8 protein-coding genes and 2 pseudogenes are annotated in these 11,725 nt (G+C 53.5%); 7 read left to right on the forward strand and 3 right to left on the reverse strand.

Features of this window, described 5'->3' with window-relative positions; translation table 11 throughout:
* The first annotated feature begins 294 nt into the window (after positions 1 to 294).
* On the forward strand, positions 295 to 2,685 hold the full coding sequence (locus V6E55_RS23805; RefSeq protein ID WP_236920417.1) for a glucose/quinate/shikimate family membrane-bound PQQ-dependent dehydrogenase: 2,391 nt from the start codon (positions 295 to 297) through the stop codon (positions 2,683 to 2,685).
* Positions 2,686 to 2,814: 129 nt separating this feature from the next.
* On the opposite strand, the gene cueO is transcribed toward V6E55_RS23805, so the two are convergent.
* The gene (cueO, locus tag V6E55_RS23810) at positions 2,815 to 4,392 is read right to left on the reverse strand and encodes a multicopper oxidase CueO (RefSeq protein WP_129996670.1); all 1,578 of its coding nucleotides are present in this window, start codon (positions 4,390 to 4,392) and stop codon (positions 2,815 to 2,817) included.
* Positions 4,393 to 4,537: 145 nt separating this feature from the next.
* On the opposite strand from cueO, the gene V6E55_RS23815 reads away from it, so the two are divergent.
* The 3 genes from V6E55_RS23815 (at position 4,538) to speD (ending at position 6,665) form a co-directional block, all read left to right on the forward strand.
* Complete coding sequence (locus V6E55_RS23815; RefSeq protein ID WP_114979156.1) at positions 4,538 to 4,885, forward strand: YacC family pilotin-like protein; 348 nt, start codon at positions 4,538 to 4,540, stop codon at positions 4,883 to 4,885.
* Positions 4,886 to 5,000: 115 nt separating this feature from the next.
* On the forward strand, positions 5,001 to 5,870 hold the full coding sequence (gene speE / locus V6E55_RS23820; protein WP_129996671.1) for a polyamine aminopropyltransferase: 870 nt from the start codon (positions 5,001 to 5,003) through the stop codon (positions 5,868 to 5,870).
* Positions 5,871 to 6,665, forward strand: coding sequence for an adenosylmethionine decarboxylase (gene speD / locus V6E55_RS23825; RefSeq protein WP_028016711.1), 795 nt, complete (start codon positions 5,871 to 5,873; stop codon positions 6,663 to 6,665).
* Between the two features lie 32 nt (positions 6,666 to 6,697).
* Here speD and yacL read toward each other — a convergent pair whose 3' ends face one another.
* Together yacL and acnB are read right to left on the reverse strand one after the other, a co-directional pair.
* Positions 6,698 to 7,060: a protein YacL gene (gene yacL / locus V6E55_RS23830; protein ID WP_032649783.1), complete on the reverse strand. Its 363-nt coding sequence runs from the start codon at positions 7,058 to 7,060 to the stop codon at positions 6,698 to 6,700.
* 160 nt (positions 7,061 to 7,220) lie between these two features.
* Positions 7,221 to 9,818: a bifunctional aconitate hydratase 2/2-methylisocitrate dehydratase gene (acnB, locus tag V6E55_RS23835; RefSeq protein WP_316944023.1), complete on the reverse strand. Its 2,598-nt coding sequence runs from the start codon at positions 9,816 to 9,818 to the stop codon at positions 7,221 to 7,223.
* A 202-nt stretch (positions 9,819 to 10,020) separates the two neighbouring features.
* Here acnB and V6E55_RS23840 point away from each other — a divergent pair, with 202 nt between their 5' ends.
* From V6E55_RS23840 to V6E55_RS23850, 3 genes and pseudogenes are all read left to right on the forward strand, one after another.
* Positions 10,021 to 10,221: a hypothetical protein gene (locus V6E55_RS23840; protein WP_236920418.1), complete on the forward strand. Its 201-nt coding sequence runs from the start codon at positions 10,021 to 10,023 to the stop codon at positions 10,219 to 10,221.
* A 491-nt stretch (positions 10,222 to 10,712) separates the two neighbouring features.
* Positions 10,713 to 11,651, forward strand: a pseudogene (locus tag V6E55_RS23845) (DUF3300 domain-containing protein); the annotation flags it as partial.
* Positions 11,636 to 11,716 (forward strand): annotated as a pseudogene (locus tag V6E55_RS23850) (hypothetical protein); the annotation flags it as partial. The pseudogenes V6E55_RS23845 and V6E55_RS23850, both read left to right, overlap by 16 nt.
* Positions 11,717 to 11,725 lie beyond the last annotated feature (9 nt).

An 11,725-nucleotide genomic window follows, 5' to 3' on the forward strand; every position in this document is an offset into this window, starting at 1 on the left:
ACTGATAATAAAAATCAAAACATAGAAAACATGAAATCACCTAAAAGCATGAAAACACATAGTTTTTTGCTTCAACAGTATGTTTCATATTACTAACCATATGATTTTAATGAAAATCTCTCAATGCGGATGAATTAATCTCCGGCATCGATACGCAAGCCAGCCATTATATCAGCAAATGGATAACCCTGGCGTATGAGTTGTAAAAAGCAAATATTGTGATTCCGATCACATTTGTTAATGCCTATAATTAATTGCTAGCAAATAATTAACAAAACTGACGAGTACTTTTCTATGGCTGAAACAAAAACTCAACAGCCGCGTCTACTGGTGACACTAACAGCGCTATTCGCCGCCTTCTGCGGCCTGTACCTGTTAATCGGTGGCGCCTGGCTGGTCGCGATTGGCGGTTCCTGGTACTACCCGATTGCGGGCCTGGTTATGCTTGGCGTAACTGTCCTGCTCTGGCGTAAAAAACAATCCGCACTGTGGCTGTATGCTGCATTACTCCTCGCCACCATGATCTGGGGCGTCTGGGAAGTCGGCTTCGACTTCTGGGCACTGACGCCGCGCAGTGACATTCTGGTCTTCTTTGGTATCTGGTTGATTCTGCCGTTCGTCTGGCGTCGCCTGATTGTACCTTCCAGTGGTGCCGTTGTAGCGCTGGTGGTAGCCCTGTTAATCAGCGGTGGCATCCTGACCTGGGCTGGTTTTAACGACCCGCAGGAGATCAAAGGCACGCTGAACACGGAATCCACACCTGCGGCGGCTATCTCTCAGGTTGCGGATAGCGACTGGCCGGCCTATGGCCGTAACCAGGAAGGTCAACGCTACTCCCCGCTGAAGCAGATCAACGCGGATAACGTTAAAAACCTGAAAGAAGCCTGGGTATTCCGTACTGGCGATCTGAAGATGCCGAACGATCCAGGTGAACTGACCAACGAAGTGACGCCAATTAAAGTGGGCGATATGCTTTATCTGTGTACGGCGCACCAGCGTCTGTTCGCGCTCGATGCGGCCACCGGTAAAGAGAAATGGCACTTCGATCCACAGCTCAATTCCAACCCGTCGTTCCAGCATGTCACCTGCCGTGGCGTCTCTTACCACGAAGCACGTGCCGATAATGCCAGCCCGGAAGTCATTGCCGACTGCCCTCGTCGCATTATGCTGCCGGTAAACGATGGCCGCCTGTTCGCTATCAACGCTGAAACGGGCAAGTTGTGCGAAACCTTTGCCAACAAAGGTATTCTGAACCTGCAGACCAACATGCCGGATACCACGCCGGGTCTGTATGAGCCAACCTCTCCACCGATCATCACCGATAAAACTATCGTGATTGCCGGTTCGGTAACGGATAACTTCTCCACGCGTGAAACCTCTGGTGTTATCCGTGGCTTTGACGTGAATACCGGTAAACTGCTGTGGGCCTTCGACCCGGGCGCGAAAGACCCCAATGCGATCCCGTCAGATGAACACACCTTTACCTTTAACTCGCCAAACTCCTGGGCACCAGCGGCGTATGACGCGAAGCTGGACCTGGTCTACCTGCCAATGGGTGTGACCACGCCGGATATTTGGGGCGGTAACCGTACGCCGGAGCAGGAACGTTACGCGAGCGCTATCGTGGCGCTGAATGCGACCACCGGTAAACTGGCATGGAGCTACCAGACCGTTCATCACGATCTGTGGGATATGGACATGCCATCCCAGCCGACACTGGCGGACATCACCGTTAACGGCAAAACCGTTCCGGTGATTTATGCGCCAGCAAAAACCGGGAACATCTTCGTACTGGATCGCAGCAACGGTAAACTGGTTGTGCCTGCGCCGGAAAAACCGGTTCCGCAGGGCGCAGCAAAAGGCGATTACGTCAGCAAGACACAGCCATTCTCTGACCTGAGCTTCCGTCCGAAGAAAGATCTGAGCGGTGCAGACATGTGGGGTGCCACCATGTTTGACCAGCTGGTCTGCCGCGTGATGTTCCACCAGCTGCGCTACGAAGGTATCTTCACCCCACCTTCTGAGCAGGGCACGCTGGTCTTCCCGGGTAACCTGGGGATGTTCGAATGGGGCGGGATCTCCGTTGACCCGAACCGTCAGGTGGCGATTGCCAACCCAATGGCGCTACCGTTCGTTTCCCGTCTGATCCCACGTGGTCCGGGCAACCCAATGGAGCAGCCAAAAGACGCGAAAGGCAGCGGTACCGAAGCCGGTATCCAGCCGCAGTACGGCGTACCGTTTGGTGTGACACTGAACCCGTTCCTGTCTCCGTTTGGTCTGCCGTGTAAACAGCCTGCCTGGGGTTATATCTCCGGTCTGGATCTGAAAACGAACCAGATTGTGTGGAAAAAACGTATTGGTACACCACAGGACAGCATGCCGTTCCCGATGCCGGTTCCGGTGCCTTTCAATATGGGTATGCCAATGCTGGGCGGGCCGATCTCCACCGCCGGTAACGTGCTGTTCATCGCGGCGACCGCAGATAACTACCTGCGCGCGTACAACATGACCAACGGTGAGAAACTGTGGCAAGGCCGTCTGCCAGCCGGTGGACAGGCAACGCCGATGACCTATGAAGTGAATGGCAAGCAGTACGTTGTCATCTCTGCGGGTGGTCACGGTTCGTTTGGCACGAAGATGGGCGACTATATTGTCGCGTATGCACTGCCTGACGACAGTAAGTAACTGAAAAGCCGGGTGGCGGCTACGCCTTACCCGGCCTACGGTAATATGCAAAACGGCAACTTCGGTTGCCGTTTTTGTGTTTATTCCCTCTCCCGGTGGTAGAGGGTCAGGGCATCAGGCCGCACTAATCTAAACGGTGAACCCCAACATCATCCCCGTATCTTCATGCTCCAGCAGATGACAGTGCGCCATATAGGCAGATTCTTTCGGCGCGGCATGGTCAAATTTCACCAGCACCTCGCTGACCCCTCCTTCAACCCTGACGGTATCTTTCCAGCCCGCGCGATGCGCATCCGGCGCTTTGCCGTTCTCTGAAAGAATGCGGAACTGGGTGCCGTGAATATGGAATGGATGCAGCATCATGTCGCCTTCGCCAGAAATCACCCAACGCTCAAACTGCCCTTTTGTGGCAGCAAACATCGGCGTGTTCATGTCGAACGCCTGGCCGTTGATCATGTTGGCGTTGTGGAAATCAAAGCCATGGTCACCATGATTCATGTTGCCCATGTTCCCCATGCCGCCCATTTTGCCGTGGTCCATATTCATATGCCCCATCATCTGCCCGTGGTGCATCCCCGCCATCGCCTGATCGCCATATTTCGCCATCAGCGCCTGCATACCCATCATATCGAGCATCGGGTTCATGGAAAGCTGCAGCTTACGTTGGGTTAAACCTTCAAGGGAAGGTAACGCCGGGAGCGACGTCAGCGTATCCTGCAGCGTGCCCGACGCTGTAACCTGCAGTGGCTGGATCCGCAGCACCGGGTGCGGCTTATCAAAGGGCGCAACGGCCATGCCCATCTGGCTGACCGGGAGCGTCACCAGGTCAAACGGCTTACCGTCGCTGATATCCACCAGCACCTCAAAGCGCTCACCCATCAGCATAGGGAGTTCATTCAGTTTGACCGGCTCAGGCAGCAGTCCACCGTCGCTTGCCACCACGTAAAGAGGGCGTTTATCGCTGGTGGCGAAATTCAGCGAGCGCGCATTACATCCGTTGAGCAGACGTAACCGCAGCCAGCCTTTTGGCGCGGCGTGCTGGGGGTAGATCGCGCCATTGGTCAGCAGCGTGTCGCCGAACCAACCAACCGCCGCGGTCATCACATCCAACTGATAATCAATCTGACCGTCTGCGGTGAATTTTTTGTCCTGCACAATCACCGGCACATCGTCGATTCCCCACTGTTTGGGCAGACGTAGCAAGCGGCTTTCGTCATCTTCAATCAGCACCAGGCCTGCCAGCCCCATTGCCACCTGATGGCCCGTTTTGCCGTGCTGATGCGGGTGGAACCAGCAGGTCGCCGCCCGCTGATCGGGAGTAAAGGTCACGGTGCGCTTCCCGCCCGCTTTAATAATCCCTTGCGGACCGCCATCGACCTCGCCCGGCACTTCCAGCCCGTGCCAGTGCAGCGTCGTCTCTTCTGCCAGCGTGTTGTGAATATCGACGGTGACGGCTTTCCCTCTGGGCAGTTGAAGCGCCGGACCAAGCAGATTCCCGTTATAACCCCACGTTGTAGCGTTGTGCCCACCGAAGGTCGTTTTACCGGACTGAACAACAAGCTGGATACGACTACGGGCGTCAGCAGTCAGTAAGTCAGGGATGGGTAAGGCAGGTCTGTCAGCCGCTAAAACCGTGCGGCTCCACAGTGGTAATGCGCTGGCAACCCCCAGCGCAACGGAATATTTTAAAAAATCACGACGTTGCATGTTCATTTCCTTATTTCCAGCCGGCGATCTTTTGAGCATAAACCCTCCCCTTACCAGAAGGTCAAGTAAAGCGGCAATAATAAAGATCGTCGCACTGGTATCAAGTATGCTAACGTTGATTTTCCGTGATGCAGTGGTAGAAGCAATGAAGACGTTTTTCAGGACAATTTTGTTCACCAGCCTGATGGCAATGTGTGCGAACAGCTATGCGCTAAGTGAAAATGAAGCGGAAGATATGGCCGATCTGACGGCGGTTTTTGTATTCCTGAAAAATGATTGTGGCTACCAGAATTTACCCAACGGGCAAATTCGCCGCGCGCTGGTCTTTTTTGCTCAGCAGAACCAATGGGATCTCAGCAACTACGACAGCTTCGACATGAAGACACTTGGTGAAGACAGCTACCGTGACCTGAGCGGTATTGGTATCCCTACTGCCAAAAAATGCAAAGCGCTGGCTCGCGATTCACTCAGCCTGCTCGCCTACGTGAAATAAGCTTCCCGACGCCCCTTGTTGAGCCTGTAGCCGTGCAACCACGGTGAGAGTTAGCTATCATGTTTCGCTCACTTTTTGTGAATGTAACGGATGTTAACAAAGGAGGAGTCTGCGTATGGCCGACCACACGTTGTGGCATGAAACACTGCATGACCAGTTTGGTCAGTACTTTGCCGTTGATAACGTGCTCTATCATGAGAAAACCGATCACCAGGATCTGATCATCTTCGAGAATGCCGCCTTTGGCCGTGTCATGGCACTGGACGGCGTCGTGCAAACGACCGAGCGAGATGAGTTTATCTATCATGAAATGATGACCCACGTCCCGCTGCTGGCGCACGGGCATGCGAAGCATGTCCTGATTATCGGCGGTGGCGACGGGGCTATGCTGCGTGAAGTTTCCCGCCATCGCTCCATTGAAACCATCACCATGGTGGAGATCGATGCGGGCGTGGTCTCTTTCTGCCGTCAGTACCTGCCCAATCACAATGCTGGTAGCTATGACGATCCACGTTTTAAACTGGTGATTGACGACGGTGTTAATTTCGTTAATCAGACCACGCAGACCTTTGATGTCATTATCTCTGACTGTACCGACCCCATCGGCCCAGGTGCATCGCTGTTTACCTCATCCTTCTACGAAGGTTGCAAGCGCTGCCTGAATCCTGGTGGGATCTTCGTCGCGCAAAACGGCGTCTGCTTCCTGCAGCAAGATGAAGCTCTCGATAGCCATCGCAAACTGAGCACCTACTTTGGCGACGTCAGCTTCTACCAGGCCGCCATTCCGACCTACTACGGCGGGATCATGACCTTTGCCTGGGCGACGGATAACGACGTGTTGCGCCATCTCTCCACCGAAATTATCCAGGCCCGTTTCCATCAGGCAGGTCTTCAGTGCCGATACTACAATCCGGCCATTCATACCGCAGCGTTTGCGCTGCCACAGTATCTTCAGGACGCCTTATCCACTAAGGGGGTGAGCTAATTGAAAAAGCTTAAACTACATGGCTTTAACAACCTGACCAAAAGCCTGAGTTTTTGTATTTACGATATCTGCTATGCCAAAACAGCGGAAGAACGCGATGGTTACATCGCCTATATCGATGAACTCTACAACGCCAACCGTCTGACCGAGATCCTGTCAGAAACCTGCTCGATTATCGGCGCAAATATCCTGAATATCGCCCGACAGGATTATGAGCCTCAGGGTGCCAGCGTAACCATACTGGTCAGTGAAGAGCCGGTCGATCCTAAACTTATCGACAAAACGGAACATCCTGGCCCGCTGCCGGAAGTGGTTGTCGCACATCTCGATAAAAGCCATATCTGCGTTCATACCTACCCGGAGAGCCACCCTGAAGGTGGGCTGTGTACGTTCCGCGCCGATATTGAAGTGTCGACTTGCGGCGTGATCTCCCCGCTGAACGCGCTGAACTATTTAATCCACCAGCTGGAATCCGACATCGTTACCATTGATTACCGTGTGCGTGGTTTCACGCGTGATATCAACGGCATGAAGCACTTTATTGATCACGAGATCAACTCCATTCAGAACTTTATGTCTGAGGATATGAAGGCGTTGTACGACATGATGGATGTGAACGTGTATCAGGAGAACATCTTCCATACCAAGATGTTACTGAAGGAATTCGACCTTAAGCACTACATGTTCCACACGAAGCCGGAAGATCTGAGCGAAGAAGAGCGTAAGGCAATTACTGACCTGCTCTGGAAAGAGATGCGCGAAATCTACTACGGCCGCAATATTCCGGCCGTGTAAATGTTACCCGGAGCAAGGATGCTTCGGGGAAGTTACCTCTGTTTCATAAACTCGCGGTATGCATTCACCACCTGAAGGAAGTCTTCTACACCACACATCGACAGACTTTCTTCGTCGTAGTAGCTCATCCCCTCTTCCATCTCGTCACCCGAGAATTCAAGCTGATTGGCTCGCACCATCACCTCTTCGCCATCCATCCACAGCGTGTATTCGTGTCCGGCTCGTTGCCAGGAGCGTTCACTGCCTTTCACCGTATTCGCCGCCTGTTCAACTTCATCAAGAAGTGCGAGATTTTCTTTCACCTCTTCGTTAAACCAGTGTCCAACGGCTTCGTGGCCCATCGACATACGCACTTTCACCACTCCGGTGATGTCGCGCAGAAATTCGTAATCCATAGTATTTTCCTCTGCAAAGCCATTAGGGTAATTATCGCAGCAGAGAGGCAGAAAAAAAGCGTGAGAGGCTGGAGGAATGAAAATAAAAAGGTGAGAGCAAGGCCCTGCGGCCTGATGCCCTCACCTTCAGCCCCTCTCCCACAGGAGAGGGGAGCATTTATTACACTGCCGTCTGGAAGATAACGCCGTCAGCTTTCTCAGTGTACTGGGACAGCTGATCGAAGTTCAGATAGCGATAGGTATCCACCGCTGTCTTATCAACCTGAGCGACAAAGGTCTGATACTCTTCTGGCGTAGGCAGTTTACCAATCAACGCCGCAACTGCCGCCAGTTCCGCAGAGGCCAGATACACGTTCGCACCAGTACCTAAACGGTTAGGGAAGTTACGAGTAGAGGTAGACACTACCGTCGCACCGTCAGCCACGCGCGCCTGGTTACCCATACACAGGGAACATCCAGGGATTTCAATACGCGCCCCGCTCTTACCAAATACGCTGTAGTAGCCCTCTTCGGTCAGCTGAGCCGCGTCCATACGGGTTGGTGGCGCCACCCACAGACGGGTTGGCAACTGGCCTTTATGGGTATCCAGCAATTTACCTGCCGCGCGGAAGTGACCAATGTTGGTCATACAGGAACCGATGAACACTTCGTCGATCTTCTCGCCCTGAACATCAGAGAGCAGACGCGCATCGTCCGGATCGTTCGGTGCACACAGAATTGGCTCTTTGATATCCGCCAGATCGATGTCGATCACTGCCGCGTATTCTGCGTCAGCATCGGCTTCCAGCAGCTGCGGATCGGCCAGCCATTTTTCCATACCCTGGATACGACGCTCCAGCGTACGACGGTCGCCGTAGCCTTCTGCAATCATCCACTTCAGCAGCACGATGTTAGAGTTCAGATACTCAATAATCGGCTCTTTGTTCAGCTTGATGGTACAGCCCGCAGCAGAACGTTCAGCGGAAGCATCCGTCAGTTCGAATGCCTGCTCAACTTTCAGATCTGGCAGACCTTCGATTTCCAGAATACGGCCAGAGAAGATGTTTTTCTTACCTTTCTTCTCAACAGTCAGCAGGCCCTGTTTAATCGCATACAGCGGGATCGCGTGAACCAGGTCACGCAGGGTGATACCCGGCTGCATTTTGCCTTTGAAGCGCACCAGAACGGATTCCGGCATATCCAGCGGCATCACGCCAGTCGCCGCAGCAAACGCCACCAGACCAGAGCCCGCCGGGAAGGAGATACCAATCGGGAAACGGGTATGGGAGTCACCGCCGGTACCCACGGTATCTGGCAGCAGCATACGGTTCAGCCAGGAGTGGATAACACCGTCACCCGGACGCAGGGAAACCCCGCCACGGTTCATGATGAAGTCAGGCAGCGTGTGGTGTGTGGTCACATCAACCGGCTTCGGATACGCCGCAGTGTGGCAGAAGGACTGCATCACCAGGTCAGAAGAGAAGCCCAGGCACGCCAGGTCTTTCAGTTCGTCACGGGTCATTGGGCCAGTGGTATCCTGGGAGCCCACAGAGGTCATCTTCGGCTCGCAGTATGCACCAGGACGGATACCGGCGACGCCGCATGCACGACCCACCATTTTCTGCGCCAGTGAGAAACCGCGATTGCTTTCCGCAACGTCTTTCGCGTGACGGAATACATCGCTGTGTGGCAGACCCAGCGCTTCACGCGCTTTGGTCGTCAGGCCACGGCCAATAATCAGAGGAATACGGCCACCTGCACGCACTTCGTCGATCAGCACGTCGGTTTTCAGCTCGAAGCTTGCCAGCAGTTCGTTGGTTTCGTGGTTACGTACTTCACCTTTGAACGGGTAAACGTCAATCACGTCGCCCATGTTCAGGTTAGAAACATCCACTTCGATCGGCAGTGCGCCCGCATCTTCCATGGTGTTGAAGAAGATTGGAGCAATTTTTCCGCCGAGGCACAGACCACCACCGCGCTTATTCGGCACGTGCGGAATGTCGTCGCCCATGAACCACAGCACAGAGTTGGTTGCAGACTTACGGGAAGAACCGGTACCCACAACGTCACCCACGTAGGCCAGCGGGAAACCTTTTTTCTGCAGGGCTTCGATCTGTTTGATCGGCCCGACGCTACCCGGCTGATCCGGCTCAATGCCTTCGCGGGCGTTTTTCAGCATCGCCAGGGCATGCAGAGGAATATCAGGACGAGACCACGCATCCGGCGCCGGAGAGAGGTCATCGGTGTTGGTTTCGCCGGTCACTTTAAAGACGGTAACGGTAATTTTTTCAGCCAGAGCAGGACGGTTCAGGAACCATTCGGCATCAGCCCAGGATTGCATCACCTGCTTCGCATAGACATTGCCCGCTTTCGCTTTTTCTTCCACATCGTAGAAGTTATCGAACATCAGCAGCGTTGAAGAGAGCGCTTTTGCGGCAATTGGAGCCAGCTTGTCGTTATCCAGCGCGTCAATCAGCGGATGAATGTTGTAACCACCCTGCATGGTGCCGAGCAGTTCAATCGCTTTTTCAGGAGTAACCAGTGGGGAGGTGGCATCGCCTTTGGCGATAGCAGCAAGGAATCCGGCTTTTACGTAGGCAGCTTCATCTACGCCAGGCGGTACGCGGTTGATCAACAGATCTAACAGGAATTCTTCTTCGCCCTTAGGCGGGTTCTTCAGCAGCTCGACGAGCGCGGCCATTTGGGTTGCATCTAAAGGTTTGGGTACAATTCCCTCGGCGGCACGTTCTGCTACGTGCTTACGGTATTCTTCTAGCACGACGGTTCTCCTCGCTCTCATTGTCATATGCGGCGGGCGTTCTCTTCACGCTCCTGTGAGACAGCAGTTTGTAGGGTAAATGCCCGATACCGCGTCGGGCAGCATAGCAGGATTTCTGCACAGTGTTAATCCGTTTACAAAAAAGCAACATTAAAAAATTTGCTGAATCGTTAAGCATGGTGTAGCGGGGAGAGGAGATGATTTGAAGGTACAAAAAAACCGCCTGGTAGCGGTTTATTTGTTGCCTTGCGGTGGTAGCACACCGGGCGGGCAGATTTGCGGCAATGCACTCAGCGTGAATAATGCTCCTGAGTCAGAAGATCTGCAAGTACCTATTTGGTGTTTACGAGTCGCCATCCAGTTTCGAATGAAAAAGGGTGTAACTGCATTTCACCTCTTCTAAGCTCTGACTGACTGTAATACTGTTGCTCCCGGCCTGCTTCGCTGGTGTAGCAACCAGTCACCGGGCCCGGGAGCAGTTCCGTAACCTACGCGGCAATGTACTCATTTGCCTGGTTCTGCCTTTCCCGGTGGAGAATGAACCCGCGTAGCCTTTACAGGAACGCACGCAATGGAGATGCGAATCACTGCGCTGATCGTTGTGATTGGTTTACTGCTTACCGCGCAGCACGGTGGCTGGAACATATCCGACATCACGGTGCTGTTTGTCGTCAACCTCGGCAATTAGCTGCTGGCCGCTCGCAAGAGCGGCCTTCTGAAATTCCAGCGATTTTTCCAGCATCACATATAATTGTGTAATAAATGCTCACACTCTTTATCCGGATACCCCGGATGGTTTCCCAAGAAAAGTCAAAACAGTAAAAGACGGGTGAATAATACTCACGCCAACCGTAACGCCTCACGGCACAGCGCTTGTCTCGTTGGAGTCATTTTATGAAGTTGTCTTTTAAGCCACATCTGCTTGTTCTTCTTTGCAGTACCGGGCTGCTTGCTGCCTCTGGCGTCATGTTCGTCAACAGTCGTGCAACGGAGCCTGCTGCTCCGACACCGGCCGTACAGCAACCCGTCGCACCGGTAGCCCAACCAGCCCCTGCTCCTGCCGCGGCACCTACGTACTCTGCCGCGCAAATCGATCAGTGGGTTGCCCCTATCGCGCTCTACCCGGATGCATTGCTGTCGCAAATTTTGATGGCATCAACCTACCCGGCTAATGTTATCCAGGCTGCTCAGTGGTCGAAAGACAACCCTAAAATGGAAGGTGACGCCGCTATTCAGGCCGTTGCCAGCCAACCCTGGGATCCCAGTGTAAAATCGCTGGTCGCCTTTCCTCAGTTAATGTCACTGATGGGAGAGAACCCACCGTGGGTACAAAATCTGGGCGATGCGTTTCTCGCGCAACCCAAAGATGTGATGGATTCCGTTCAACGCCTGCGCGTGCTGGCGCAGAAGACCGGAGCCTTACAGTCGACACCTCAACAAACAGTCACCACAGTGACAAAAGCGGCACCGTCTAAAACGAGCACCAGCGAGTCAACCACGACAACAACAACGTCCGCACCTGCCCCAACGGTGATCAAAATTGAATCTGCCGATCCGCAAGTCGTGTACGTTCCCACCTACAACCCTAATACGGTTTATGGAACCTGGCCAAACACCGCCTATCCCCCCACCTATCTCCCGCCTTCACCCGGCGAGCAGTTTGGCAACAGCTTCGTTAACGGTTTAGGCTTCAGCCTGGGTATCGCGACAACCTATGCCATCTTCAGCAGCATCGACTGGGATGATGACGATGACTGGGATCATCACCATGACGACTGGGATAATCACGGCGGCTATAACCGCAACGGTGATAACAACATCAATATCAACGTTGTAGATTCAATTGGTCAACGCAACAGTTATGTGAAAACATGGGGTTGCGGAGGTTTTTTGAATGAGACGAACAT

Origin of the sequence: Enterobacter sp. 342, from assembly GCF_036663495.1 — a bacterium.
Lineage (GTDB): Bacteria > Pseudomonadota > Gammaproteobacteria > Enterobacterales > Enterobacteriaceae > Enterobacter.